32 protein-coding genes are annotated in these 26554 nt (G+C 65.7%); 25 read left to right on the top strand and 7 right to left on the bottom strand.

Translation table 11 applies throughout. The features are described from left to right. The 12 genes from rplP to rpmD all read left to right on the top strand — a co-directional run bounded on the left by rplP (window position 1) and on the right by rpmD (window position 4797). A complete protein-coding gene (gene rplP, locus TS85_RS15350) occupies window positions 1-432 on the top strand; it encodes a 50S ribosomal protein L16 (protein WP_044333380.1) in 432 nt (143 codons plus the stop codon). A 4-nt stretch (window positions 433-436) separates the two neighbouring features. Then, the gene (gene rpmC, locus TS85_RS15345) at window positions 437-640 is read left to right on the top strand and encodes a 50S ribosomal protein L29 (RefSeq protein ID WP_044333379.1); all 204 of its coding nucleotides are present in this window, start codon (window positions 437-439) and stop codon (window positions 638-640) included. An 11-nt stretch (window positions 641-651) separates the two neighbouring features. Further along, window positions 652-921, top strand: coding sequence for a 30S ribosomal protein S17 (rpsQ, locus tag TS85_RS15340; RefSeq protein WP_044333377.1), 270 nt, complete (start codon window positions 652-654; stop codon window positions 919-921). 75 nt (window positions 922-996) lie between these two features. Further along, complete coding sequence (gene rplN / locus TS85_RS15335) at window positions 997-1365, top strand: 50S ribosomal protein L14 (RefSeq protein ID WP_044333375.1); 369 nt, start codon at window positions 997-999, stop codon at window positions 1363-1365. Further along, window positions 1365-1682, top strand: coding sequence for a 50S ribosomal protein L24 (gene rplX, locus TS85_RS15330; RefSeq protein ID WP_044333372.1), 318 nt, complete (start codon window positions 1365-1367; stop codon window positions 1680-1682). The genes rplN and rplX overlap by 1 nt, the downstream gene beginning before the upstream one ends. Next, window positions 1675-2256, top strand: a complete 582-nt coding sequence (gene rplE / locus TS85_RS15325; protein ID WP_044333370.1) for a 50S ribosomal protein L5 — start codon at window positions 1675-1677, stop codon at window positions 2254-2256. Before rplX ends, rplE begins: the two co-directional genes overlap by 8 nt. Window positions 2257-2275: 19 nt before the next feature. Next, window positions 2276-2581, top strand: a complete 306-nt coding sequence (rpsN, locus tag TS85_RS15320; RefSeq protein WP_044333368.1) for a 30S ribosomal protein S14 — start codon at window positions 2276-2278, stop codon at window positions 2579-2581. Window positions 2582-2591: 10 nt separating this feature from the next. Beyond that, window positions 2592-2987 carry a 30S ribosomal protein S8 gene (rpsH, locus tag TS85_RS15315; RefSeq protein WP_044333367.1) on the top strand — a complete coding sequence of 132 codons (396 nt, stop codon included), beginning with the start codon at window positions 2592-2594 and terminating at the stop codon, window positions 2985-2987. A gap of 1 nt (window position 2988) precedes the next feature. After that, window positions 2989-3522, top strand: coding sequence for a 50S ribosomal protein L6 (rplF, locus tag TS85_RS15310; RefSeq protein WP_044333366.1), 534 nt, complete (start codon window positions 2989-2991; stop codon window positions 3520-3522). Then, window positions 3522-3881: a 50S ribosomal protein L18 gene (gene rplR / locus TS85_RS15305; protein WP_173426279.1), complete on the top strand. Its 360-nt coding sequence runs from the start codon at window positions 3522-3524 to the stop codon at window positions 3879-3881. Before rplF ends, rplR begins: the two co-directional genes overlap by 1 nt. A gap of 2 nt (window positions 3882-3883) precedes the next feature. Beyond that, a complete protein-coding gene (gene rpsE, locus TS85_RS15300; RefSeq protein ID WP_044333363.1) occupies window positions 3884-4612 on the top strand; it encodes a 30S ribosomal protein S5 in 729 nt (242 codons plus the stop codon). A 5-nt stretch (window positions 4613-4617) separates the two neighbouring features. Beyond that, window positions 4618-4797, top strand: coding sequence for a 50S ribosomal protein L30 (rpmD, locus tag TS85_RS15295; RefSeq protein WP_044333362.1), 180 nt, complete (start codon window positions 4618-4620; stop codon window positions 4795-4797). 192 nt (window positions 4798-4989) lie between these two features. On the opposite strand, the gene TS85_RS24775 is transcribed toward rpmD, so the two are convergent. After that, window positions 4990-5793: a DUF2971 domain-containing protein gene (locus tag TS85_RS24775; RefSeq protein WP_077228647.1), complete on the bottom strand. Its 804-nt coding sequence runs from the start codon at window positions 5791-5793 to the stop codon at window positions 4990-4992. Window positions 5794-5980: 187 nt separating this feature from the next. Between TS85_RS24775 and rplO the strand changes: the two genes are divergently transcribed. The 13 genes from rplO (at window position 5981) to TS85_RS15230 (ending at window position 20728) form a co-directional block, all read left to right on the top strand. After that, window positions 5981-6535, top strand: a complete 555-nt coding sequence (gene rplO / locus TS85_RS15290; RefSeq protein WP_044333361.1) for a 50S ribosomal protein L15 — start codon at window positions 5981-5983, stop codon at window positions 6533-6535. Between the two features lie 101 nt (window positions 6536-6636). Next, window positions 6637-7998, top strand: a complete 1362-nt coding sequence (gene secY, locus TS85_RS15285; RefSeq protein WP_044333359.1) for a preprotein translocase subunit SecY — start codon at window positions 6637-6639, stop codon at window positions 7996-7998. 27 nt (window positions 7999-8025) lie between these two features. Continuing rightward, window positions 8026-8679 carry an adenylate kinase gene (locus TS85_RS15280; RefSeq protein ID WP_044333357.1) on the top strand — a complete coding sequence of 218 codons (654 nt, stop codon included), beginning with the start codon at window positions 8026-8028 and terminating at the stop codon, window positions 8677-8679. 362 nt (window positions 8680-9041) lie between these two features. After that, a complete protein-coding gene (locus tag TS85_RS15275; RefSeq protein WP_044333355.1) occupies window positions 9042-9734 on the top strand; it encodes a response regulator transcription factor in 693 nt (230 codons plus the stop codon). Further along, window positions 9731-11083 (top strand): sensor histidine kinase, encoded by a 1353-nt coding sequence (locus TS85_RS15270; protein ID WP_044333353.1) that lies wholly within the window; start codon window positions 9731-9733, stop codon window positions 11081-11083. Before TS85_RS15275 ends, TS85_RS15270 begins: the two co-directional genes overlap by 4 nt. 282 nt (window positions 11084-11365) lie before the next feature. Continuing rightward, window positions 11366-11734, top strand: a complete 369-nt coding sequence (gene rpsM / locus TS85_RS15265; RefSeq protein WP_044333352.1) for a 30S ribosomal protein S13 — start codon at window positions 11366-11368, stop codon at window positions 11732-11734. Between the two features lie 14 nt (window positions 11735-11748). After that, entirely contained in the window at window positions 11749-12138 is a 390-nt protein-coding gene (gene rpsK / locus TS85_RS15260) for a 30S ribosomal protein S11 (RefSeq protein WP_025495450.1), read from the top strand. A gap of 102 nt (window positions 12139-12240) precedes the next feature. Beyond that, window positions 12241-13311: a DNA-directed RNA polymerase subunit alpha gene (locus TS85_RS15255; RefSeq protein ID WP_044333339.1), complete on the top strand. Its 1071-nt coding sequence runs from the start codon at window positions 12241-12243 to the stop codon at window positions 13309-13311. A gap of 183 nt (window positions 13312-13494) precedes the next feature. Further along, window positions 13495-13917, top strand: a complete 423-nt coding sequence (gene rplQ / locus TS85_RS15250; protein ID WP_044333338.1) for a 50S ribosomal protein L17 — start codon at window positions 13495-13497, stop codon at window positions 13915-13917. Window positions 13918-14027: 110 nt separating this feature from the next. Then, window positions 14028-16172 (top strand): prolyl oligopeptidase family serine peptidase, encoded by a 2145-nt coding sequence (locus TS85_RS15245; RefSeq protein ID WP_044333337.1) that lies wholly within the window; start codon window positions 14028-14030, stop codon window positions 16170-16172. Window positions 16173-16244: 72 nt separating this feature from the next. Further along, complete coding sequence (locus TS85_RS15240) at window positions 16245-16853, top strand: hypothetical protein (protein ID WP_155006438.1); 609 nt, start codon at window positions 16245-16247, stop codon at window positions 16851-16853. Window positions 16854-16890: 37 nt separating this feature from the next. Next, window positions 16891-18450 (top strand): glutamine-hydrolyzing GMP synthase, encoded by a 1560-nt coding sequence (gene guaA / locus TS85_RS15235; RefSeq protein ID WP_044333335.1) that lies wholly within the window; start codon window positions 16891-16893, stop codon window positions 18448-18450. Window positions 18451-18667: 217 nt separating this feature from the next. Beyond that, window positions 18668-20728, top strand: coding sequence for a TonB-dependent siderophore receptor (locus TS85_RS15230; RefSeq protein ID WP_044333334.1), 2061 nt, complete (start codon window positions 18668-18670; stop codon window positions 20726-20728). A gap of 47 nt (window positions 20729-20775) precedes the next feature. On the opposite strand, the gene rffA is transcribed toward TS85_RS15230, so the two are convergent. The 6 genes from rffA to TS85_RS15200 form a co-directional block, all read right to left on the bottom strand. After that, the gene (gene rffA / locus TS85_RS15225) at window positions 20776-21909 is read right to left on the bottom strand and encodes a dTDP-4-amino-4,6-dideoxygalactose transaminase (protein ID WP_044333332.1); all 1134 of its coding nucleotides are present in this window, start codon (window positions 21907-21909) and stop codon (window positions 20776-20778) included. A 103-nt stretch (window positions 21910-22012) separates the two neighbouring features. Next, window positions 22013-22747 (bottom strand): GNAT family N-acetyltransferase, encoded by a 735-nt coding sequence (locus TS85_RS15220; protein ID WP_162184735.1) that lies wholly within the window; start codon window positions 22745-22747, stop codon window positions 22013-22015. Further along, complete coding sequence (locus TS85_RS15215; RefSeq protein WP_162184734.1) at window positions 22737-23927, bottom strand: glycosyltransferase; 1191 nt, start codon at window positions 23925-23927, stop codon at window positions 22737-22739. Before TS85_RS15215 ends, TS85_RS15220 begins: the two co-directional genes overlap by 11 nt. A gap of 44 nt (window positions 23928-23971) precedes the next feature. Beyond that, on the bottom strand, window positions 23972-24442 hold the full coding sequence (locus tag TS85_RS15210; RefSeq protein WP_162184733.1) for a lasso peptide biosynthesis B2 protein: 471 nt from the start codon (window positions 24440-24442) through the stop codon (window positions 23972-23974). A 78-nt stretch (window positions 24443-24520) separates the two neighbouring features. Next, window positions 24521-25243, bottom strand: a complete 723-nt coding sequence (locus TS85_RS15205; protein WP_044333328.1) for a hypothetical protein — start codon at window positions 25241-25243, stop codon at window positions 24521-24523. After that, a complete protein-coding gene (locus TS85_RS15200) occupies window positions 25233-26459 on the bottom strand; it encodes a nucleotidyltransferase domain-containing protein (protein WP_044333325.1) in 1227 nt (408 codons plus the stop codon). Before TS85_RS15200 ends, TS85_RS15205 begins: the two co-directional genes overlap by 11 nt. Window positions 26460-26554: the final 95 nt, after the last annotated feature.

The raw sequence follows: 26554 nt of genomic DNA, 5'->3' as shown, positions 1-26554 counted from the left end.
ATGCTGCAACCAAAGAAATTTGCGCATCGCAAGCAGTTCAAGGGCCGCATCCATGGCGATGCCAAGGGCGGCACGACGCTGAACTTCGGGTCCTATGGCCTGAAGGCGATGGAGCCCGAGCGGCTCACCGCACGCCAGATCGAGGCGGCTCGCCGCGCGATCACGCGCCACATCAAGCGCCAGGGGCGTTTGTGGATCCGCATCTTCCCGGATCTGCCCGTCACCGGCAAGCCCGCCGAAGTCCGCATGGGCTCGGGCAAGGGTGCGCCGGAATATTGGGCAGCCCGGGTCAAGCCCGGCCGCATCCTGTTCGAACTGGACGGCGTTCCCGGCCCGCTCGCGGCAGAGGCGTTCAGCCGCGCTGCCATGAAGCTGCCGATCAAGGTCAAGGTCGTGGCCCGCCTCGGCGACACCTCGCACCTGGAGGGTTGATAGAATGACCAAGGCTACCGATTTTCGGGCGAAGACCGAGGACCAGCTCAGCGAAGACCTGGGCAACCTCAAGCGCGAAGCTTTCAACCTGCGTTTCCAGGCGGCGACCAGCCAGCTTGAGAAGCCGTCGCGGGTCAAGGAAGTCCGTCGCGACATCGCCCGCATCAAGACGCTGCAGAACGAGCGCTCGCGCTCGGCTGCGAAGTAAGGAACGAGACCATGCCGAAGCGCGTGCTGACCGGGAACATTGTCTCGGACAAGGGCGACAAGACGGTCGTCGTGCTCGTGGAGCGGAAGGTTAAGCACCCGCTCTACGGCAAGATCATCCGTCGCTCGAAGAAGTATCATGCCCATGACGAGGGCAACGAGTATAAGGCGGGCGAGACCGTGCGGATCGAAGAGACCGCACCGATCTCCAAGCTCAAGACGTGGAAGGTGATCGACCGGGTTAACACCCATGCGACCCCGACCACGGTCGACGCCGCCTAAAGGTCCGCCAGGACCGGATTTTAACTGGAACCACCGGGCAGGTCCCGGAAGGCCGAACGAGAAGGAACCGGATCGATGATCCAGATGCAGTCCAATCTCGACGTCGCTGACAATAGCGGCGCGAAGCGGGTGCAGTGCATCAAGGTGCTGGGCGGCTCTAAGCGTCGCGTGGCCGGCGTTGGCGACGTGATCGTCGTCAGCGTCAAGGAAGCACAGCCCCGCGGCAAGGTGAAGAAGGGTGACGTGCATCGCGCGGTCATCGTTCGCACCGCCAAGGACATCCGCCGCGCCGATGGCTCGGTGATTCGCTTCGACGGCAATGCCGCCGTGCTGGTCAACAAGAACGAGGAGCCGATCGGCACCCGTATCTTCGGGCCGGTTGTCCGCGAGCTGCGCTCGAAGGGCTATATGAAGATCATCTCGCTCGCGCCTGAGGTGCTGTGATGGCAACTGCCAAGATCAAGAAGGGCGACCAGGTCATCGTCCTGTCCGGCAAGGACAAGGGACGGACCGGCGAAGTCGTCAAGTCGCTGCCCAAGGACGGCAAGGTCGTCGTCTCGGGCCTGAACGTCGCGGTGCGCCACAAGAAGCCGACTCAGGGCAGCCCGCAGGGCGGTCTCGAGCGTTCGGAAGCGCCGATGCACGTCTCGAAGGTCGCGCACGTGACCGCCGATGGCAAGCCGACGCGCGTCCGCTTCGAAGAGCGTGACGGCAAGAAGGTTCGCGTCGCCGTCAAGACCGGGGAGGTCATCAATGGCTGATTCCTATACGCCGCGCATGCGGCAGATGTACGACGAGACCATCGTCAAGGCGATGACCGAGAAGTTCGGCTACAAGAACGTCATGGAAATCCCGCGGCTCGAGAAGATCGTGCTGAACATGGGCGTTGGCGAAGCCACCCAGGACAAGAAGCGCGTCGAACAGGCCGCTCAGGAAATGGAACTGATCGCGGGCCAGAAGCCCGTCGTCACCAAGGCGAAGAAGTCGATCGCACAGTTCAAGCTGCGCGAAGGCATGCCGATCGGCTGCAAGGTCACCCTGCGCCGGGAGCGGATGTACGAGTTCCTCGACCGTTTCATCACGATCGCGCTTCCCCGCGTTCGCGATTTCCGTGGGCTGAACCCGAAGTCCTTCGATGGTCGCGGCAATTATGCCTGCGGCATCAAGGAGCAGATCGTGTTCCCCGAGATCAACTATGACCGCATCGACAAGGTGCGCGGCATGGACGTGATCGTTACCACCACCGCTAAGACCGACGAAGAGGCTCGCGAGCTCCTCCGTCTCTTCGGCTTCCCGTTCCCGAAGGCGGACGGCGAGCAGAAGCAGGCCGCGTAAAAGAGAGAGAACTTAAGTCATGGCGAAACTGAGTTCGGTCAACAAGAACGAGCGTCGCAAGCTGCTGGTGAAGAAGTACGCCGGCAAGTACGCGAAGCTCAAGACGATCGCGAACGATGAGAGCTTGGATGAAACCGAGCGCCTGATCGCGCGGCTCAAGATGGCTGAGATCCCCCGCAACGGCAATCCGACCCGGATTCGCAATCGTTGCGAGCTGACCGGCCGCCCGCGCGGCTATTACCGCAAGTTCCGTCTCGCACGCGTCATGCTGCGCGATCTGGCCAACAAGGGCCTGATCCCCGGCGTCACGAAGTCGAGCTGGTAAGGACTACGAGATGGCTTTGACCGATCCCCTGGGTGATATGCTCACCCGCATCCGCAACGGCCAGCGCGCGCGCAAGGACTCCGTCCTCACGCCCGCTTCGAAGTTGCGTGCACGCGTTCTCGATGTCCTCCAGCGCGAAGGCTACATCCGTGGCTATAGCGAGGAGCAGATGGGCCCTGCCGCCGGCATCCGCATCGAGCTGAAATATTTCGAGGGCCAGCCGGCGATCAAGCACGTCGCGCGCATCTCGAAGCCGGGTCGCCGGGTGTACAGCGGTTCGCAGGAACTGCCGCGCGTCCGCAACGGCCTTGGTATCACGATCGTCTCGACGCCTCGCGGCGTTCTGTCCGACGCCGAAGCGCGCGAACAGAATGTCGGCGGCGAAGTGCTCGCGGAGGTCTTCTGATATGAGCCGCATTGGCAAAAAGCCCGTTGCGATTCCGAGCGGTGTCACCGCGACGATCGACGGCGGCGTGCTGAACGTGAAGGGCCCCAAGGGCGTCCTTTCGCTCACCATGCGCGAAGAGATCAGCTACACGCTGGAAGACGGCAGCATTTCGGTGCAGCCGGCCAACGGGACCAAGGCGGCGCGTGCCTTTTGGGGCATGCAGCGCACGATGGTGCAGAACCTGATCACCGGCGTGACCGACGGCTTTTCGAAGAAGCTGCTGATCACCGGCGTCGGCTATCGCGCGGCATCGCAGGGCAAGGTGCTCAAGCTCCAGCTCGGCTATTCGCACGACGTCAATTTCGACATCCCCGAGGGTATCGAGATCAAGACGCCCGATCAGACCACGGTCGAGATTTCGGGCATCGACAAGCAGAAGGTCGGCCAGGTGGCCGCAGAGATTCGTCGCTGGCGCAAGCCCGAGCCGTACAAGGGCAAGGGCATCAAGTACGACGGCGAATTCATCTTCCGTAAGGAAGGGAAGAAGAAGTGATCAGCACCAAGGGTCTTTCGCTTTTTGCAAAGCGTCGCCGTCGCAACCGCACTGCGCTTCGTGCGCGGGCTGGCGCCCGTCCGCGGCTTTCGATCCATCGCTCGGGCAAGCATATCTATGCCCAGGTGATCGACGATGCCCAGGGCAAGACGATCGCTTCGGCCTCGACGCTCGAAAAGGACGTGCGCGGCGTGACCGGCGCGAACATCGCGGCGGCACAGGAAGTCGGCAAGCGCGTGGCCGAAGCTGCCAAGGCAGCCGGCGTGACGCAGGTCGTCTTCGATCGCGGTGGCTTCCTCTATCACGGTCGCGTCAAGGCGCTGGCGGATGCCGCGCGTGAGAGCGGATTGGAGTTCTAAGAATGGCCGATGAAATCAACACGACCGACGCTCCGGTCGAGGCGCAGGACGCCGGCCAGGCGACCGAGCAGCAGAACCGCGGTCCGCGTGGCGGCCGTGGTCGTGGCGGCCCCGGCGGCGGTCAGAACCGTGGCGGTCGCGACAATCGCGGCGGCGGTCGCGACAATCGTGGCCGGGGTGGCCCGGGCAGCGACGATGGCGGCGAAGAGCTGATCGAGAAGCTGGTCCACATCAACCGCGTTTCGAAGACGGTTAAGGGCGGCAAGCGCTTCGGCTTCGCGGCGCTGGTCGTCGTGGGCGACGGCAAGGGCCGTGTCGGCTTCGGCCATGGCAAGGCACGCGAAGTGCCGGAAGCCATTTCGAAGGCGACGGCTGCTGCCAAGAAGGCAATGGTCCGCGTTCCGCTCAAGGAAGGCCGCACGCTGCATCATGACGGCAACGGGCATTTCGGTGCCGGTCGCGTCACGCTCCGCTCGGCGCCGCAGGGCACCGGGATCATCGCGGGTGGCCCGATGCGCGCCATCTTCGAATCGCTGGGTGTGGCGGACGTCGTGACCAAGTCGGTCGGCACGTCCAACCCCTACAACATGATCCGCGCCACCTTCGAAGCGCTGAACGAACAGACTTCGCCGAAGTCGGTCGCACAGCGTCGTGGCAAGAAGATCGCCGACCTGCTCGGCCGCGGTGGTTCGCAGACCGCCGAGGCGGATGCAGCCGCGGTTGTGGAGTAATCGACATGGCGAAGATCAAGATCCAGCAGATCGGCTCGCCGATCCGCCGCACCAAGGATCAGCGCGCAACGCTGATCGGGCTCGGCCTGAACAAGATGCACAAGGTCTCGGAGCTGGAAGACAGCCCCGAAGTCCGCGGCATGATCCGCAAGCTGCCGCACATGGTGAAGGTGCTCGAGGGCTGAGGCCTTTGGACGCTTGAACGGGCGAAATTGGAAGAGGGCGGTGGGTGACCACCGCCTTTTTTCGTTTTTGAGCTAGTTTCGTCGGCGGGAGGTAAGTTTGGGCGGGCTGTCACGTAGTGGCGGGGTCAGTAGTCGGGGCTACGTCCGACCTGCTTTCCGCTTGAGGACGCCCGTCCCCGGCTCGAAACTGGTTCAGGCGTCGACGATTGTTAACTTGAATGATTTTGCATCAAGTCTGGCTCGCCTGATCGCGATAGCGTGTTGTCCATCTGAGGCCATTTGCCGTAATGCCGCTTCATCGTCACGCGATATGTTGGCGCCGAGAATTATCGCTGTGAGACACTCCGGAGGGAACTCGATCGCTCCAATTCCTTGCATGCGAGCGATCCGCCATTCACGTTCGTGTCGCCAAAAACTCGCCTTTTGAAGCAATAATCGTTCCATTAGATCTGATCGGTCGGGATCAAATAGGCGAAAAACGGGGCGCTCATCCGCGTATTTTACTCGATTTGCAAGCATGAATGGCTCTTTATTGGTGGTAAACTCCAGGCAGTAACCTTGATGGCTGTCCGCATAGTAGCCCCACATCAACATGTCATCCGCTCGCTCAGCGAGGCTCACCACACCCGTTCTTGCGAGGACGTCACGCCAGGCATCCTGCGCTCCAGCATCTGCATTTGGGACTCCTTGCCTGAAGCTGACACGTAACCCCTGTTCAATTTGCTGGACCATTCGGCGCCGCTTGTGCCTTGGAGCGGGTGCGAAGTGCCGCATGCCGTAGCGCTTCACCCATTGGCGTTTCTCACGTTCGCTTCCGGAGAGATCAACGAACGGAAAGCAATCGAAAGGATCGTTAAAGGCGAGAGGCGACGCCGCCCAGAGTCGGGAACCAACGATGATGTCGCGATCGCGCTCAAGTTGGGGGCGAAAAGGTGTCCTGTATTTATAGAGGCTCGCCGGAGGGAGTTCGCGAACTGTCTCTGAGTACCCTTTCATTAGGGCATCGCTAATATCTACGCCACATGCGCGCAAGTCTATAGGGGGTGAGCACGGTGTACCTGAAGCCTGTCGGTCCGCAGAAGCCGATTTGGGACGCCAAACAAGAGTCGACAATCCCCCCGCTCGCCGCTATGGCCCGCCGCTTCCTATCAACGCGCGAACATAGCGAAAGCGAGTGCACATCATGAAGCTGAACGAACTCAACGACAACCAGGGCGCCCGCCACCGCCGCATGCGCGTCGGACGCGGCATCGGCTCGGGCAAGGGCAAGACCGCAGGCCGCGGCGTCAAGGGTCAGAACAGCCGCGAGGGTGTGTCGATCAACGGCTTCGAGGGCGGTCAGATGCCGCTCCACATGCGTATCCCGAAGCGCGGCTTCAACAACATCTTCGCCAAGGATTATGCCGAAGTGAACCTCGGCGCGATCCAGAAGGCGATCGACGCGGGCACGCTCGATGCCTCGGCAGCGCTCGACCAGGCGGCGCTCAACGCGGCGGGCCTGACCCGTGGCGGCAAGGACGGCGTCCGCCTCCTCGCCAAGGGTGCGATCACCTCGGCGATCACGATCACCGTCGCCGGTGCGTCGAAGACCGCCAAGGAAGCCGTCGAAAAGGCTGGCGGCACCGTGACCATCCCCGAACTGGTCGCCGCGCGCGACAAGCACAAGGCGAAGCATCGTGTCGCCCAGAATGCGCGCAAGGCCGACAAGGCCGAGAAGGTTGCAGCCGCAAAGGGCTGAATTTCCGTTGGGGCTTAGACAAGCCCGCGGATGTACCTATATGGGCGGCGGGGGCTAGGGATAGGTCCCGCCGCCTTTTCAATTTCGGGACAGGGTAATCGATGGCTAGCGCAGCCGACCAACTCGCCTCCAGCATCAGCCTTGCGAAATTTTCCAAGGCCACCGAACTCAAGAAGCGCCTGTGGTTTACGCTCGGGGCGCTGATCGTGTTCCGTCTGCTCAGCTACGTTCCGCTTCCCGGTGTCGATCCGACCCAGCTGAACCTGCTCGCGCAGCAGACGCAGGGCGGGGTGCTCGATTTCTTCAACAATTTCACCGGCGGCGCGCTCCAGCGCATGTCGATCGTCGCGCTGGGTGTGATGCCCTACATCACCGCATCGATCGTGGTGCAGCTCGCGACCTCGCTCAGCCCGACGCTCAACGCCATCAAGAAGGAAGGCGAGAGCGGTCGCAAGCGGCTGAACCAATATACCCGCTACGGCACCGTCGGCCTCACGGCGATCCAGGGCTATTTCATCGCGGTCGGGCTCGAGGCGTTCGGCGCCTCGGAGGGGCTTCAGGCGGTGATCGAGCCGGGGCTGTTGTTCCGCGTCGGCGCGGTGATCAGCCTGGTCGGCGGCACGCTGTTCCTGATGTGGATCGGCGAGCAGATCACCAGCCGCGGCATCGGCAACGGCATTTCGCTGATCATCATGGCCGGCATCGTCGCGCGCCTGCCCACCACGCTCGTCCAGCTGTTCGAGAGCGGCCGTACCGGCACGATCGACCCGCTGCGCCTCGTGCTCATCCTGGTCGGCATCGCCGCGCTAGTGCTGTTCATCTGCTTCATGGAGCGCGCCCAGCGCCGCATCCTGATCCAATATCCCAAGCGCCAGACCGCGCGCGGGGTGCAGGCCGAGCGCAGCCATCTGCCGCTCAAGCTCAACACCGCCGGCGTGATCCCGCCGATCTTCGCGTCGTCGCTGCTGCTGCTGCCGCTGACGATCACCCAGTTCGCGGGCGCCGCGACCTCGGGCGAGAGCTGGTGGGGCGATCTCGTGATCAACCTCAACACCTGGCTGCGCCACGGCTCGCCGCTCTACATGGCGCTGTACGGGCTCGGGATCATTTTCTTCTCGTTCTTCTACACCGCGATCGTCTTCAATCCCGAGGAGACCGCGGACAATCTGAAGCGCTATGGCGGGTTCATCCCCGGCATCCGCCCGGGCAAGAACACCGAGAATTATTTCGATTATGTGCTGACCCGCATCACCGTGGTGGGCGCCGCGTATCTCACGATCATCTGCCTGGTGCCCGAATATCTGATATTGTCGATGGGCGTTCCGTTCCTGATGGGCGGCACTAGCCTTCTGATCGTGGTGAACGTAACGATGGACACGGTGACGCAGATTCAGTCGCATTTGCTGGCACACCAGTATGGCGACCTGATCAAGAAGGCCAAGCTGAAGGGGCGCATGCGCTAACGGCGCAGCGCTGAATGGGGAGTGCGAGTGAACATCATCCTGTTGGGCCCACCGGGCGCTGGTAAGGGCACCCAGGCGAGCCGGCTCGAGGCGGAGCGGGGCATGGTCCAGCTCTCGACGGGCGACATGCTGCGCGCGGCGGTGAAGGCGGGGACGCCCACCGGCGTCAAGGCCAAGGCCGTGATGGAAGCGGGGGCGCTGGTTTCGGACGAGATCGTGTCGGGCATCATCGGCGAACGGCTCGACATGCCGGATACCGAGAAGGGCGCGATCTTCGACGGCTATCCGCGCACCGCGCCGCAGGCCGAGTCGCTCGACTCGCTGCTGGCCGAGCGCGGGCGCAAGCTCGATTATGTGATCGAGCTGGTCGTCGACGAGGACGCGCTGGTCGACCGGATCACCGGGCGCTTCACCTGCGCCAAATGCGGTGCGGGCTATCATGATCGCTACAAGCTGCCGCAGGTCGCCGGCACCTGCGATGTGTGCGGCAGCCAGGAGTTCAAGCGCCGCCCCGACGATAATGCGGAGACGGTGCGGACGCGGATGGCCGAATATCGCGCCAAGACCGCGCCGATTCTGCCGCTGTACGAAGTCCGCGGGCTCGTCCGGCGCGTGGACGGCATGGCCGATATGGACGTGGTCGGCGCAGAGATCGCCGCGATCCTCGACGGCACCGACTGACACCGCCGCCTTGGCGCGCATTTGACGCCCTCCCGGCCCGTGCCGGGAGGGCGTCTGCGTTTCGGGGCCGGCGCCCCCCGCATGAAAAACTCTTCATCTTCGCGTCACCACATCGCGCAGCGGCGGGGCCTAGAAGCGCATCAGGACTGGCGGCGTCGCCGGCCCGTTTCTTCGCTGAAGGCCCGGCCGATGACGCTTCCCCAGATCCGACCCCCGGTCCCCACCGCCGCGACGCCCTGCGCGGCGGGGGCCAGGGCATAACCCCCGTTGGGCCGAGGCTTTCCTGCATCGGTGTCGGCCCAGGGCCGGCGGGAAGTCCCCCCTTCCCGCCGGCCCCCCTGCGTCCTAGGCTTCACCCCGGAATGACTCGCAAGATCCTCATCGTCGAAGACGACGCGGCGACCGCCGCCTATCTGGCCAAGGGGCTGGGGGAGGCGGGCTTCTCGGTGCAGGAGAGCGCCGACGGGCGCGACGGGCTGTTCCTCGCGTCAGAGGGGATATTCGACGCGCTGATCGTCGATCGGATGCTCCCCGGGCTCGACGGGCTCGCGATGCTGGGCGCGTTGCGCGCCGCCAATATCCGCACGCCGGCGCTGATCCTCTCGGCGCTCGGCACCGTCGATGATCGCGTCAAGGGGCTGCGCGCCGGCGCCGATGATTATCTCACCAAGCCCTTTTCCTTCGCCGAGCTGCTCGCCCGAGTCGAGGCGCTGTTGCGCCGCGCGGAGGGCAATGCCGCCGAAGTCCAGACGACGCGCCTCACCGTCGGCGACCTCGAGATCGACTTGCTCGCGCGCAGCGTCACGCGCCAGGGCCGCGCGATCCTGCTCGGCGCGCGCGAATTCAACCTGCTCGAATTCCTCGCGCGGCATGCGGGGCAGGTCGTCACGCGCACGATGATGCTCGAAAAGATCTGGAACTATCATTTCGATCCGGGTTCGAACGTCGTCGACGTCCATATCGGCCGCCTGCGCCGCAAGCTGGAGGAGGGGTTCGCGTCGCCGATCCTCCACACCGTGCGCGGCGCCGGCTATCGGCTCGCGCTCGATACGTGACGCGGCTTTCGATTACCGCGCGGCTCGCGCTGCTCGCGGTGGGGCTGTCGCTGGTGTCGAGCCTGACGCTGGCGGGGTTCGTCTGGCACCAGACGCATGACGACGCGATCGGCGTGCTGCGCCGGGATACGATCGAGCAATCGGATACGCTCGCCGCGCTCTGGCGCTCGGGCGGGTCGCGCGCGCTGGAACAGGCCATCGCCAACGCGCAGCAGCCCGGCGACGAGTCGCTGGTGATGACGGTGGTCGATGCGCGCGGCCGCCGTCTGTTCGGTACGGCGCCGGACCAGCTCGCCTTCGCCCCCGCCGCCGAACGCTTCCGGATCGGCGCGCTGGCCCGTGGGGCGGGGTGGGATGGGCAGGAGGCCGGGTTCGCGGTGCGCCCGCTGGGGCGTGATTGGCTGGTCAACGGGCGGCTGCTCGACGATTGGGAGCGTGCCCAGCGCACGCTCGAGCACGCGCTGCTGCTCGCGGTGCTGTTGTCGCTGGTGCTCGGTGCGGCGGGCGGGCTGGTGCTGACGCGCTATGTCAGTCGCCGGCTGAACCGGATTGCGGGTGCCGTCGATGCCGTCGCGGCGGGCGACCTGACCCGGCGGGTCGGCGCGGTGGCGGGCGGCGGCGATGCGTTCGATCGCCTCGCGGGGCGTATCGACCAGATGCTCGACCGGATCGATTCGCTGATGGCCGAGCTGCGCATCGTCACCGATTCGATCGCGCATGATTTGCGCTCGCCGATCGCGCGGCTGCGCGCCCGCGCCGATGCCGCGCTGACCGCCGCCGAGCCGGCCCAGCGCGACTCGGCGCTGGCCGGGCTGATCGTCGAGACCGATCTGGTGATGCGGATGCTCGCGGTGCTGCTCGAGATCAGCCGGTCGCAGGCGATGACCCGCGACACGCTCCAGCCCTTTTCCCCCGCCGAGCTGATCGACGAGATCGCCGAGCTGTACGCGCCGGTGGTGGAGGAGGCGGGCCTCGCTTTCGTCCTCACGCTCCCGCCGCTCCCCCCGCCGCCCTTGCCGATGCACCGCGAGCTGTTGTCGCAGGCGCTGGCGAACCTGATCGACAATGCGCTGCGCCATGCCGGTAGCGGGGGCGAGATTGCGCTGTCGCTCGTCACCGCGCCGGGCGAGGTGCGTATAGCGCTGGCCGATCGCGGGCCGGGCATTGCCCCCGCCGATCATGCCCAGGCGCTCAGCCGGTTCGGGCGGCTCGACCGGGCGCGCAGCCTGCCCGGCGCAGGGCTGGGGCTCGCGCTGGTCGAGGCGGTGGCGCGGCTGCACGGCGGGCGGCTGTTGCTGTCGGACAATGCGCCGGGGCTGGTCGCGACGATCGTCCTGCCGTCGGCGTGAGCGGGGCTGCGCCGATCCGGCGTGCGGCAGCGCCGCTCCGCCCCATGCCGACATGCGCCAGCTTGGCGCGGCCTCCAGGATGGTGTATGTATCCGTTCCCGGCGAAATTGCCCCCGCGGCGCTTGACTCTGCGCGCGGGGCTGCATATGTCGCGCTTCTTCCGAACCAACGGTCGTAACGGCGGCGCTCATGCGCACGTCGGGTCGCCGCATTTCGGAATCAACGCGAAGAGATGGGGCGCGCTGCCATGCGGTGCCTCGTGGAGCTGGGAGAAACAATTACATGGCACGTATCGCGGGTGTAAACATCCCGACTAACAAGCGCGTCGTCATCGCGCTTCAGTATATCCACGGCATTGGCGCGGCCAAGGCCAAGGAAATCACCGCCAAGCTGGAAATCGCGCCCGAGCGCCGCGTCCAGGACCTGAGCGATCAGGAAGTGCTGCAGATTCGCGAAGCGATCGATGCGTCGTACACGGTCGAGGGCGATCTTCGCCGCCAGACCTCGATGAACATCAAGCGTCTGATGGATCTCGCCTGCTATCGTGGCCTGCGCCACCGTAAGGGCCTGCCCGTCCGTGGCCAGCGCACGCATACCAATGCGCGCACCCGCAAGGGCAAGGCCAAGCCTATCGCCGGCAAGAAGAAGTAAGGGGGCGCTGACCAATGGCACGTGAACCGCAGCGCATTCGCCGTCGCGAACGCAAGAACATCACCGCAGGCGTCGCCCATGTGAACGCCAGCTTCAACAACACCATGATCACGATCACCGATGCCCAGGGCAACGCGATTTCGTGGTCGTCGGCCGGCATGATGGGCTTCAAGGGCTCGCGCAAGTCGACGCCCTATGCAGCGCAGGTCGCTGCCGAGGATGCGGGCCGCAAGGCTGCCGAGCACGGCGTCCGCACCCTCGAAGTCGAAGTCAAGGGTCCCGGTTCGGGCCGCGAATCGGCGCTTCGCGCGCTGCAGGCGGTCGGGTTCCAGATCACGTCGATCCGCGACGTGACCTCGATCCCCCATAACGGCGTTCGCCCGTCCAAGCGTCGCCGCGTCTGATTTTACCTATCGGTCCGGTTGCGCCCCTGTGGAAGCAGGGGTGCGGCCGGACTGGCTATATCGGCAGGATAGCCCCCCTCCTGCCCAACTCAGGGGAAGCCCGTGTCCGTCAACGCTAAGAATTGGCAGGAACTCAAGAAGCCCAACGGCCTCGAGAAGAAGCCCGGCGGCGATCCCAAGCGCAAGTCGACCTTCGTTGCAGAGCCGCTGGAGCGCGGTTTCGGCCTGACGCTCGGCAACGCGCTGCGCCGCGTGCTGTTGTCGTCGCTCCAGGGTGCCGCCGTGACCTCGATCAAGATCGAGAATGTGCTGCACGAATTCTCGTCGCTCGCCGGCGTGCGCGAGGACGTGACCGATATCGTCCTCAACGTGAAGCAGATCGCGATCCGCATGCAGGGCGAAGGCCCGAAGCGGCTCCAGCTTTCGGCAACCGGCCCGACGGAAGTCAAGGCCGGCGACATCGCCGTCTCGGGCGACATCGAAGTGATGAACCCCGAACTGGTCCTCTGCCACCTCGACGATGGCGCGACGCTCAACATGGAGCTGACCGCCGACACCGGTAAGGGCTATGTCCCCGCCGCGTCGAACCGTCCGGCGGATGCCCCGATCGGCCTGATCCCGGTCGATGCGCTGTACAGCCCGGTCCGCCAGGTGTCGTACAAGGTCGAGAATACCCGCGTCGGCCAGGAACTGGATTACGACAAGCTCACGCTGAGCCTCGAGACCGACGGCACGATCACGCCCGAGGACGCGCTCGCTTATGCCGCGCGCATCCTGCAGGACCAGCTGGCCCTGTTCGTCCACTTCGACGACAGCGCGATGACCCGTGCGGCTCCGGTCGGCATGGCTGCTCCGGCGGCTCCGTCGGACGGCGGCGCCGTGGGCGATACCGCGCAGATCAACCGTTACCTTCTCAAGAAGGTCGACGAGCTGGAGCTGTCGGTGCGTTCGGCCAATTGCCTCAAGAACGACAACATCATCTATATCGGCGACCTGGTCCAGAAGACCGAAGCCGAGATGCTGCGCACGCCGAACTTCGGCCGCAAGTCGCTCAACGAGATCAAGGAAGTCCTCTCGTCGATGGGTCTGCGCCTCGGCATGGAAATCCCGGGCTGGCCGCCCGAGAACATCGAAGAGATGGCGAAGAAGCTCGAACAGGAAATCATGGGCTGATCGGACTGCCGTCACCCCGGCGAAAGCCGGGGCCTCAGGCGGCAAGGGTCGAACCATGGCGAAGCAGGGCCTCAAAACCCTAAACTTCGTAAACTTAGTACCGGGTTTTGGGCGGTGGCCCGTTTCGCACCGCCTGGTCTGGGGTTCCGTCAAACGGCCCCTTAACGAACGAAGGATGTTATCATGCGCCATCGCGTAGGCGGCCGTAAGCTTCAGCGGACCTCGGCCCACCGCCTTGCCCTGTTCCGCAACATGAGCGCCGCGCTCATCAAGCACGAGCAGATCACCACGACCGTCGCCAAGGCGAAGGAGCTGCGTCCCTATGTGGAGAAGCTCATCACGCTGGCGAAGAAGGGTGGCCTGTCCAACCGCCGCCTGGCGCACGCCCGCCTGCTCGACGACGCCCAGCTGGTGAAGCTGTTCGACGTTCTGGCGGCGCGCTATGCCGATCGCAACGGCGGCTATACCCGCATCATCAAGGCCGGCATCCGCAAGTCGGACGCCTCGCCGATGGCGATCATCGAGTTCGTCGACCGCGACGTCTCGGCCAAGGGCCAGGATTCGGGTCCGGTCTATAACGACGACGATTTCGCCGACGCGGCCTGATCGATCGGTCCCTCGGGACAGGAAAAGGGCGGTCGCACCACGGTGCGGCCGCCCTTTTCGTTTGGCCCGCCGCTCCCTAAGCTCGGCGGCCAACCGGAGTTCGCTTTTCCATGCGCCGTGCCTTGATCCTGGCGGTCCTGCTCGCCACCTCCGCCCATTCCCAGACCCAGACGGACACCCCTTCACCGATGACCAAGCCCGCCTATCCCGAAACGCGCCGCGTCGATGTGGTCGAGGAGCAATTCGGCGTGAAGGTCGCCGATCCGTATCGCTGGCTGGAAAACGACGTCCGCAACGACTCCGAAGTCGCGGCGTGGGTGGCGGCGGAGAATAGGGTCACCGACGCCTATCTCGCGACGCTGCCGGGCCGCGCGGCGTTCCGCGCCCGGATCAAGCAGCTCTTCGATTATGAGCGTTTCGGCGTGCCGCAGAAAAAGGGCGGCGCCTATTTCTACATGCACAATTCGGGGCTCCAGAACCAGGCGGTACTGTTCGTCCGCGACAGCGCCGAGGGGCAGGGCCGCGTGCTGATCGATCCCAATGGCTGGTCGGCGGACGGCGCGACCGCGCTGTCCGAATGGGCGCCGTCGGAGGATGGCCGCTACCTGCTCTACGCCATCCAGGACGGCGGCACCGACTGGCGCACCGCGAAGCTGCTCGACGTCGCGACCGGCAAGGACACCGGCGACACCGTCCACGGCATGAAATTCGCGCTGAGCGCCGCTTGGGCGAAGGACGGCAGCGGCTTCTTCTACGCGCGCTATCCCGATGTCGCCGCGGACGCGAAATATCAGGCGCTCAACGAGAACCACAAAATCTATTTCCACCGGATCGGCACGGCGGAGAGCGCTGACCGCCTCGTCTACGAAACCCCCGCCGAGCCCAAGCGCAGCCATTATCCGCAGGTCACCGATGATGGCCGCTGGCTGGTCATCACCACCAGCGAGGGCACCGACGATCGCTACCAGATCACGCTGATCGACCTCCACGACCCCAAATGGACGCCGCGCACGCTGATCGCCGGGCTGGAGAATAGCTGGAGCCTGGCGGGCAATCAGGGCACCAAATTCTACTGGACGACCAACAAGGGCGCGCCCCGGGTGAAGGTCGTGACGATGGACGTCGCCGCGCCGAACCCCCAGCCGCACGAGCTGATCGCCGAGGATGCCGCCACGCTGGAGGGCGCCGGGATCATCGGCGGTGCGCTGATCGCCAGCTATCTGGTCGATGCCCGCACCGAAATCCGCCGCTTCGCGCTCGACGGCACGCCGCTGGGCGCGCTGCCCTTGCCGGGGATCGGCACCGCATCGGGCTTTGGCGGCGATCCCGACGATCCCGAGACCTTCTTCGCTTATACCAGCTTCAACGAACCGACGACGATCTATCGCTACAATGTCGCGACCGGCGAGACGACGCCCTGGGCGCGCCCCAAGCTGTTGTTCGATCCGGCGGGGTTCGCCGTCGAGCAGCGTTTCTATGCCTCGAAGGACGGGACGCGCGTGCCGATGTTCGTCGTCCGCAAGAAGGGGACGAGCGGCCCTGCGCCGACCTTGCTCTATGCCTATGGCGGGTTCGGCATTTCGCTCACCCCAGGCTTTTCGGCGTCGCGGCTTGCGTGGATCGAACAGGGCGGGGTGCTCGCGGTGGCGAACATCCGCGGCGGTGGCGAATATGGCAAGGCGTGGCACGACGGCGGGCGCCTGGCGAACAAGCAGAACAGCTTCGACGATTTCATCGCGGCGGGCGAGTATCTGATCGCTGACGGGATCACCGGCAAGGGCCAGCTCGCGATCCAGGGCGGATCGAATGGCGGGCTGCTGATCGGCGCGGTGGTCAACCAGCGCCCGGAGCTGTTCGCGGCGGCGCTGCCTGCGGTGGGCGTGATGGACATGCTGCGCTTCGATCGCTGGACCGCGGGGCGCTATTGGGTCGATGACTATGGCAAGCCATCGGAAGAGGCTGATTTCCGGCGGCTCTATGCCTATTCGCCCTATCACAATGTCCGCTCCGGCGTGGCCTATCCGGCGATCCTGGCGAGCACCGCGGACACCGACGATCGCGTCGTTCCCGGCCACACCTTCAAATACACCGCCGCGATCCAGGCGGCGGAGATTGGCGACAAGCCGCATCTGGTGCGGATTGAGACCCGCGCCGGCCATGGTTCGGGCAAGCCGACCGACAAGATCATCGAAGAAGCCGCCGACCTCTGGGCCTTTGCCGCGAAGTGGACCGGGCTGGAGGTGAAGCAACGCTGACGATCAGGTTCAGCCGCGCGACAGGCTGCGCCTCCTAAAACTCGTTTCGCTAGGGTAATGGGAGGAACTCGAATGCACTTTCTAAACAGGATCGGCGGTGGCGCGGCGATGCTCGCGTCGCTGGCACTCGCAATGCCGGCACAGGCGCAGGATCATGGCCGTGGCGGTCATGGCCCCGATCGCGGCCATCATGGCGGTCGCCACCATCGGGACAAGGACGCCGATACCGGCGGGCTGATCCTGGGGGCGCTGGTGGTCGGCGGGCTCGTCGCACTTGTGTCGGGCGAGAAGAAGCGCCGCGAGCGCCAGGCGATGTATCACGCCGATTATGTCGCCCCGGTCGATGGCCGCGACGCCGCGCCCGCCTATCCGCCCGGCTCGCCCGTCGCCGACATCCCCGCGCCCAACGCCGCCGAATATGACGGTCTGTACGACGAGGAAGCCGCGCAGGACCGCTGCGCCGTCGCCGCCGAGAGCCAGGCGCAGAACTATGCCCGGCTGGCGCGGGTGACGGGGATCAGCGAGCATCGCTGGAACGGCAAGAGCTGGGTCGTGAAGGGCAAGGTCGAGCTGGCCGACAGCTATGCCGACACCGCCCGCCCGACCTACGCCTTCCGCTGCGCGCTGAAGGCTGGGAGCGAGCCGGTCGTGACGATTGCGGGCCTTGGCCCCGACGCATGATCTTTACAGCGATGGGCGGGCTAACTATCGCCCGCCCATGACGGCTGAGCACAACGAATCCATCCTGATCATCGACTTTGGCAGCCAGGTGACCCAGCTCATCGCGCGCCGCGTCCGCGAAGCGGGCGTTTATAGCGAGATCGCCCCCTTCACCACTGCCGCAGAGGCCTTTGAGCGGATGAAGCCCAAGGGCATCATCCTGTCGGGCTCACCCGCCTCGGTGCTGGAAGAAGGGTCGCCGCGCGTGCCCCAGGCGATTTTCGACTCGGGGCTTCCGATTCTCGGCATCTGCTATGGCCAGCAGGTGATGATGCACCAGCTGGGCGGCACCGTGCAGCTTGGCGACTCGGGCGAGTTCGGGCTCGCCTTTATCGATATCCAGGACCGTTGCGTGCTGTTCGACGGCCTCTGGCAGCCGGGCGACAGCCACCAGGTGTGGATGAGCCATGGCGACAAGGTGACGGAGCTTGCCCCCGGCTTCCGCCCCGTCGCGGTCAGCCCCGGCTCGCCCTTCGCGGTCGTCGCGGACGACGCGCGCCGCTATTACGCCACCCAGTTCCACATGGAGGTGGTTCACACCCCTGACGGTGCGAAGCTGCTCGCCAATTTCGTCCGCCATGTCTGCGGGCTCCACGGCGACTGGACGATGGCCGAATTCCGCGCCGCCAAGGTCGCCGAGATCCGCAGGCAGGTCGGCACGGGCCGCGTGATCTGCGGCCTGTCGGGCGGTGTCGACAGCGCGGTGGCGGCGGTGCTGATCCATGAGGCGATCGGCGACCAGCTGACCTGCGTGTTCGTCGATCACGGCCTGATGCGCAGCGGCGAGGCCGATCAGGTCGTCAGCCTGTTCCGCAACAGCTACAACATCCCGCTCGTCCATGTGAACGCCGAGGCGATGTTCCTCGAAGGGCTGGCGGGCGTCACCGACCCGGAGAAGAAGCGCAAGTTCATCGGCGGCGCGTTCATCGACCTGTTCGAGGCCGAGGCGAAGAAGATCGGCGGCGCCGAGTTCCTGGCGCAGGGCACGCTCTACCCCGACGTGATCGAGAGCGTCAGCTTCACCGGCGGCCCCTCGGTGACGATCAAGAGCCACCACAATGTCGGCGGCCTGCCCGAGCGGATGAACATGAAGCTCGTCGAACCGCTGCGCGAGCTGTTCAAGGACGAGGTCCGCGTGCTGGGCCGCGAGCTGGGGCTGCCCGAGGCGTTCGTCGGCCGCCATCCGTTCCCCGGACCCGGCCTCGCGATCCGCATCCCCGGCGAAGTGACCAAGGAACGCTGCGACATATTGCGCAAGGCCGACGCGATCTACCTCGAGGAAATCCGCGCGGCCGGCCTGTACGACACGATTTGGCAGGCATTCGCGGTGTTGCTGCCGGTGCGCAGCGTCGGCGTGATGGGCGATGGCCGCACCTATGATTCGGTCCTCGCGCTCCGCGCCGTGACCTCGACGGATGGGATGACCGCAGTGGCGTTCCAGTTCCCCGGCGACTTCCTGCCGCGCGTGGCGACCCGCCTGGTCAACGAAGTCCGCGGGATCAACCGCGTGACCTATGACTATACGAGCAAGCCGCCCGGCACGATCGAGTGGGAATGATTCGGGCCCCTCAGCGGACGCCAGAACTACGCCATTATGCGGCGTAAATGACTGATAAAAAATAGTTTATTCTCACTGACTGTCATATCCCGCGAGCGACCTTGGCTTCGGCTTTGGCGCGCTCCGCTGCGCTGGGTGCAAGGATCTCCGTCATCGGCTCAGGCTTGCTATTGCGATGCACTCGCATTATCAGCCGCCGCGACGAAAGGGGTCGAGAATGAAACTACTTAAAGCACTGCTATTGTCGGTAACCGCGCTCGCGGGCGCGCCTGCCTTCGCCCAGACGGCGGACCAAGACTCGGAAATCGTCGTGAGCGGCCAGATCCGCAGCGGCGGCGCGACGACCAAGACCGATACGCCCGCAGTGGAAGTGCCGCAGCCGGTCACCATCATCCCCGCCGCGCTGTACGAGGCGCAGGGCGCTCTCTCCATCTCGGACACGCTCAACTATGTCGCCGGCGTCCAGTCCAATCCCTATGGCCCCGACAGCCGCGTCGACAGCGCGACGATCCGCGGGCTCGATGCGCTCCAGTTCCGCGACGGAATGCGCGACATCTTCAGCTATTATGCCAGCATCCGCGCCGATCCGTATAATTTCGACAGCGTCCAGGTGTTGCGCGGTCCGTCGTCGATGCTGTTCGGCCAGGGGTCGCTGGGCGGACTGGTCAACATGAACTCGAAGCTGCCGTCGAGCGTGGCGGGCGGCGAAGTGGCGGTGCGCTATGGCTCGTTCGAGCGCAAGGAAGTGATGGCCGATCTCACCGGGCCGATCACCGACGGGCTGGCGGCGCGGATCGTTGCGCGCGTCCGCGATTCGGGCACGCAGACCGACTATGTCCCCGACGATCGCGTGATGATCTCGCCCTCGCTCACCTGGTCGCTCAGCGCGGATACGTCGCTGACCCTGCTGGGGCTGTATCAGGAGGACGATGGCGGCTCGACGTCGCAGTTCCTGCCGCTGGTCGGCACGATCCTGCCCAATCCGAACGGCAAGCTCGCCAGCGATACCTTTATCGGCAAGCCCGGCTGGGACCGGTATGACGGCCGCCTGCTCCAGGGCACTGCATTGCTCACCCACCGTTTCAGCGATGCCGCGAAAATCAGCGTGAAGGCGCGCTATATCGACAGCGACCTGACCTATTTCACGCACTATCCGAACAGCTATTCGAACCCGTCCAATCCCTATCTGGATGCCGAACAGCGTACGATAGGGCTGTATTCGTCGGGCAGCGTTGCGCAGATGGAGATTTTCTCGACCGACAACACTGTCCAGCTCAGCTTCGATACCGGCGCATCGATCGAACATGTCCTGCTCGCGGGCGTCGATTATAGCTGGAACCGAGTCCGCAAGACCGAAGCCTATGGCTATGAGGTCATCGATATCTACAATATCGATTACTCAGCGATTTCGGATCATGGCGGCGGGCTCCCGGCGGGGGCGGCGCCCACGACCGATGTCGAGCAGACGCAGCTCGGCGTTTATGTGCAGGACCAGATCAGGCTGTGGGACCGGGTGTCGGTCGTGCTCGGCGCGCGGCGCGATCGGGTGACGAGCAACAGTTTCGGCGCCGACCGCGTGGCGCAGACCGCGACGACGTTCCGCGCCGGGGTGATCGGCGAGATTGTGTCGGGCGTGTCGCCCTTTTTCAGCTATACCGAGAGCTTCGAGCCGATCGCGGGATCGGCCAGCAACGGCAAGCCCTATGTGCCCAAGCAGGGCAACCAATATGAGGCGGGTATCAAGTACCAGCCGAACGCGGCGAGCATGATCACGCTGACCGGCTATCGCATCAAGGAGACCAATCGCCCGATTTCCGACAACAGCACGGTTGATCCGTTCGACCAGATCCAGGCGGGCTCGCTGACGTCGAAGGGCGTCGAAGTCGAGGCGCGGACGGTGTTGCCGGGCCAGCTCCAGGTGATCGCGAACTACAGCTATAACGAGGCGGAGATCGACGGCAGCAACGAGCAGCTCGAAAACGTCCCCAAGCACAATGCCTCGCTATGGGCCGCACGGCGGTTCACGCTGACCGACGCGGTGAGTCTCAGGGTGGGCGCGGGCGTCCGCTATTCGGGTGAGAACCAGTCGGGGACGATCGTGACGCCCGATTATACTTTAGTCGACGGTTTTGCCGAAGTGCGCTGGGGGCGGTGGAGCTTTGCGGTCAATGCCACCAACCTGTTGGGCAAGGAATATTATGCGTCGTGCCTGGCGCGGGGCGACTGCTTCATGGGTGCGGAGCGCAACGTCTTCGGCACCTTGCGCTATCGGTTCTGAATCGCGGTTCTGATTGCGGGGCGGGGCAGGGCGTTGGCTCTGCCCCGTCACAGCATCGTGTGCAGGAAGGTCTCGACGCGATCGGCGACCCAGTCGGTCTCGTCCGCGGTCATGTCGGCATAGAGCGGCAGCCGCACCAGGCATTCGGTGTAGCGATCCGCCTGCGGCAGCGCGCGGCCGTCATGCTGCGCGTGGAAATACCGGCTGCGGTGGAGCGCCTGATAATGGAACGTCGCGAGGATATCGTTGCGGGTCATGTGCGCGAGCAGGCGTGCGCGGGCGTCGGCATCGGGCAGGACCATGTAATACATATGGCCGTTTTCGCTCGCGTAATCGGGCAGGAACGGCATCTGCACGCCGCACCCGGCCCCCAACGCGCCTAGCCGCGCATCATAGCGGCGCGACACCGCCACGCGCCGCGCCTGGATGTCCTCGATCGCCTCGAGCTGCGCGAGCAGATACGCCGCGACCAGTTCGGAGGGCAGGAACGACGAGCCGATGTCGATCCAGCCATATTTGTCGATCTCGCCGCGGAAAAAGGCCGATCGGTTGGTGCCTTTCTCGCGGATGACCTCCGCGCGCGCGAACAGATCGGGGCGGTTGACGTGGAGCGATCCGCCCTCGCCCGAAATCACATTCTTGGTCTCGTGGAACGAGAAAGCGGCAAGGTCGCCGAGCGTGCCGAGGGGGCGCCCGCGATAGCTGGCGCCGATCGCCTGCGCCGCATCCTCGACGATCATCAGCCCGTGGCGCGTTGCAATGTCGCGCAGCGGGTCCATCTCGCACGCGACTCCGGCATAATGGACCGCGACGATCGCCCGCGTCCGCGGCGTGACCAGCGCCTCCACCGAATGATGGTCGAGGTTGGGATGGCTTGCCAGGCTGTCGGCGAAGCGGAGTTGCGCACCGCGCAGCGCGAAGGCGTTCGCCGACGATACGAAGGTAAAGCTGGGGACGATGACTTCGTCGCCCGGCTGGATATCGCACAATATCGCTGCCGCCTCCAGCGCATCGGTGCAAGACGTGGTCAGCAAGGCGCGCCCAGAGCCGAGCAATTGCTCCAGCAGACCGTGGCACGCCATGGTAAAGCGCCCGTCGCCTGATAGTTTTCGCTCGGCAATCGCCTGGCCGATATAGGTAATTTCGTTACCCGTAGCGTAAGGACGATTAAAGGGTAGCATTGTGCTCCTGCGAACGCCGCGAATATCGTTGGAGGCTAGGCTTGCGCAGCCAATCGCGCAACTATCCTTTTGGCCATCAGTGCCGGGGGATCGGGCGCCTGCTTCAATCAAGCCAGAGGTGGTGGATCGCGAGTCTTGCGGAGACTTCGAAACCTGTGCCCTGATAAAAGCGGCAGGCGCCTGCATTATCCTGCTGGGTGGCGACCAGGATCGTGCGCAGGTCGCGGTCGGACGCCCAGCGATGGACCGCGTCGATCAACGCAGCGCCGATTCCCCGACCGCGCCGGTCCGCCGCAACCGCGAGAAGGCCGATCCGCGCCTCGCGATTCCCGCACGCCCGGATCGTCGCGAGCCCGGTGATCCGGCCCGCGTCGCGATGGACCAGAACCGCGTCCGCGACTGTGCCAGACACGCTGTTGTCCATCCACGCGCGGTAGAGCCGCGTCCATGCCGCCTCGCCGAAGCGAGGATCGGTGCGGAACCGCGAATGCGCCCCGCTCGCCAGCGCCAGTGCATCCAGAGCTTCGCGATCCGCCGGCGCAGGGGCTGCGGGTATCGCCTTGATTCCCCGGGGAAGCGTCGCGGGGCGCACCGCGGCGGCGAAATCGACCTTGGTATCGACGCGCCGCGCGCCCAGCGACGCCAGCACCGCGCCTGATCCATCGGCGGCGTCGCTGACGACGAGCAGGCGGAACGCGCGCGCGCGTGCCGCGTCCGCTGCGGCGCGGATTGCGGGGGCAGGGGGCACGCCCTCCAGCGTGAGCGCGCCGATCGCGAAGCCGAAGAAGCGCGTGTCCCAGTCCAGCGGCGCGATGCGCAACGCAGGATCAGCGGACACGATAGGCGCCCTTGCCCAGCGCCACGCGCACCGCCTCCTGCACCACCCCGATCATATAGGCCAGCCGCGCCGGCAGCCCGAGCCGGGGCAGCACCGGGCGCGCCTGCGACAGGATCGCGTGGATTTCAGACTCGGCGCGGGCGATCGAATAATCCTGCGCGCGGGCGATGGAACGCGCGCGCAATGCCGCGCGCTCGGCGGCGGACAATGCGGCGAAGGCGGCGATGGTCTGCGCGAAATCGGTCAAAGCCTCGCCGTCGGAAACGTCCGAGGTATAGGTGCCCGCGCGATCGCAGAAGTAGCCTGGGGTGGTCGCGTCCGGATTGTCGTCCAGCGCGACAAGCGCCGGCACGCCGAGCGCCGATGCTTCGATGAGCGTCGTCCCGGCGCCGATATAAAGGTCCGCGGCGCCCACGATGTTTGGGAAGTCGGCATAGTCGAGCCTGCCCGCGAGCCGCACGATGTCGCCGACTCCGGCGCTTTCGATCGCCTCCTCGACCCTGGGGCGTTCGCTTCCGTCGCCGAAGATCGTCCACTCCACGGCGAGCCCGGACGCCCGCAGCGCGGCGATCACCGCAGGCAGCGTGAAATTATAGGTTTTGAACGGCGTGAAACTGCCGACCGACACGATCTTTAGCGGAGCGCCGGGTGCTTGCTCGCGTGCCCCGGCGCGTTCGGGCAGCCGCACCAATAGCGGCGAAATATATGCCGCGCCGATTTCCTCGCCCCGCGCCTCCAGATGCGCGGTGCGGCACCCTTCGGTGCAGAAGACGAGGTTGCGCCAGCCGATCTTGTCGAGCACCGCGTGGCTGATCCGCGATTTATAGTCCGACGGGCGGCGCGCATATTCCCACTGCGAGAACACCCCCGCCACCAGCGGCGGACAGGCGCCCCGACGCAGCGCGAAGGCGCCGAAGATCAGCGAGAGCCGCCCGGTGGTGAACACCAGATCGCACCCCGGCGGCACGCGCGGCGCGATCGGCAGCAGCGGCACCGCGGCGAGGCGCGACAGGAAGCGGACCCGCGCGACGCTGCGAAACTCGCGCACTATCGCTGCGTCGGCGTGCGATTTGACGAACCAGATTTCGAGCATGTGCCCGCGCCGGTGCAGTTCGCGGCACATGCGCAGGCAATAGGTTTCGATCCCGCCCAACTGGCCCTGCCCGATGACGAACAACACGCGCAATCGAGCGCCTGTGCCGGTCTCCGTGGATGCCGCCTCGGTCATGGCCGCGCAAAGGCCCCGACCACGGCGAAGCGCGCATGGCCGCCGCCGCCGGTGACCGCGCGCAGCCCTGCGACGACCCAGGCATGCGCTTCGATCTGCCCCTCGCTCCCCTTGCGCACTCCGAAATAGACGATGTGCGGAACGCGCGCGCATCGAAGGAGCAGCGCGGCGCACAAAGCCTGTGGGAAGCAGTTCGCGTTCCACACACTATAGCGCGCCGCCAGCCGGACGACCTGTCCGATGCGCAGCGCGCGTTGGTCGAGCGCGTCGGCGAGGCGGGGGGGACGATAGTCGAGGTCCGCGCGCGTGCCGAGCAGCGGGGCGATCCGCCGAAACTGCACCGTCAATATCGCGATCCGGGCGAGGCCGAGCAGGACCCACGCGCAGGGCAATAGCGCCAGAGTGCGCGGCGGGATGCGGCGCAGCGTCCGCATCTTGCGGCCAATGATCGACTGCGCGCGCTTCACCGGATGCAGGCTCCCCGCCATTTGCTATGCGACGGGTGGCGGATGCGCAAGGCAACGGCACACCCCGCGACCGGGCCGTCAGTCGCGCAGATGGGCGGCGGCGGCGCGGGCGATGCGGTTCGGATAGTCGGGCAGCGACGGGCCGAGCAGCGGTAACTCCAGCTCGCGCACGATCGCCGCGACGGTATCCGCATCCAGCGCCCCGCCCAGCGCACGCGCACGGCGGGCGATGACCATCTCCTGGCCCCAGAAATAGACGTGGTCGGCGCCCGTATTGGCCTGCATCCGCCGCACCTCGTCGACGCGGTCATCGCCGTTCAGCGGAAGCCAGATGTCCGCGAGCAGCGTATCGACGGGCGCGTCGGGCAGCCAGTGCAGCGCGTCGCCCTGCATAATCTCGACCTTTGCCGCGGCCTCAGGCGGCAATTGCGCGAAGACATCGCATTCGGCGTGAAACGCGAGAACGTCGGGATCATATTCGACCACGGTGACGCGGCTGACCTCGGGCATCAGCGCGGCGTTCGCCGCCGCCCACCCCATGCCCATCCCCATCACGACCGTATAGCCCCGCGCCAGCCGGCAGCCGATCTCCTGGCTTTCGATCTCCATCGGCGTCATCGACATCCAGGTCTCGTGCCCGCGGGTCAGCGCCGCAATGTCGAGGACGAGGCTGACGTCGCCCCAATAGCCGGGACACAGCACATTGGCGCCGCACCGCAATTCCCAGTCGCCCGAGCGCATCGGGCGATAGCGCGGGACGAACAGGTCGGTGGCGAACAGGGTCAGCGAGTCACTCGGCATCTCGGTCCTTTCCGGGGGCGTTGCGGTGCATCGGGGTTTGCAGCCATGCGCCGACGCGGACGCAATGGGCGACATGGGCGCGGTCCTCGGCGCGCGTCGCTACCGCCAGATGGCGGAGGACCTTGCTCCACGCCGCGGTGGGCGCCCCCGTTCGGGGCGGGGCCGCAGGATCGTGCGCCTGCCCCCGCGCAAATGCCCTGCGGACCTGCACCAGCGTCTTGGCCAGCGATGGGCGGATCGCGCGCCCCAGCCAGCCCAGTTCGGAGCGCCGTTCGCTATCGACCAGCATCATCAGCGATGCGCCCCGAAGCAGCGGATCGGCAAGCGACTCCGGCGCTGCGGCGTCCCATTCAATGTCCAGGTCGGGACTCCAATATTGCGCCAATGCCAGCCCCAGTTGCGCGGCGCGCAGCATGTCGCACGCCCCGGCGACGTGCCAGAAGCGTGCCCAGTCGATCGCTCCGTTTCGAACGAGCAGCGCAATGTCGTAGAGGAGCAGCGGGCCGTTGTTGAACTGATGGTCGAGCACGCTGTGCGCCACGATGTGCAGCAGCGTGTCGGTGGGCGCCGTCGCGTCGATCGCGTCCGCCTTAAGGAAAGGAAGGCCCGCCGGTTCCGCCCCGGCGACCAGCGCCGCGCGAAACCGTTGTTCGCGACCACGCTGGTCGGCATCGCCCATGTCGAGCACGTGCAGATGCAATTCGATACAGGTCCCCGAGCGGCTGACGAGCGGGGGAAGGTGCTTGCCATGGTCCGCCACGGGCAGCACCGCCGGGACCAGCCCCGCTTCGCGCAGCATCGCCTGCACGCGGTGCGCGTCGGCCTCGTCCACCAACAGGTCGATGTCGCGCATCGGGCGCAGCGCCGGGCCGTCCCAACCGCGCCACAAAAAGGCGCCCCCTTTCAACAGCGTGGCGCGAATCGCGTGCCGAGCGAGCACGCCCTCGATCTCCACCAGCGTCGCGGCCTGGCGCAGGCTTGCCATCGCGGCGTTGCGGTGCACCGCCTGCCACCGCGCCCGCAGCGCCCCCGGCGCGCGCCATGCGCCGCCGGCCGCGGCCTCCGCCGCGTGCAGCAGCGGCTGCAGCCGGTGCTGGCGCGCCATCGCGTCCAATATGGCCCAGTCGTCATCCGAGAAATCCGAGGGCCGGTCGCCCGAAGCCGAAGTGTGCGGCCAAAGCAGACCGAGCAAGGCGAGCTTCAGCGCTGTCGACATGCCCGCGATCTCCGGCGACCAGATGCCGCGTCGATACGATACCGGAAGCGAGCGGTTTCTTGAAGAGCGCGCAAAGCGATCGGATTTGCTAGGGG

This window comes from Sphingomonas hengshuiensis (assembly GCF_000935025.1).
Classification (GTDB): Bacteria; Pseudomonadota; Alphaproteobacteria; order Sphingomonadales; family Sphingomonadaceae; genus Sphingomonas; species Sphingomonas hengshuiensis.
The sequence above is the reverse complement of the archived record's forward strand: the minus strand, read 5'-3'. Positions and strand labels throughout refer to the sequence as shown.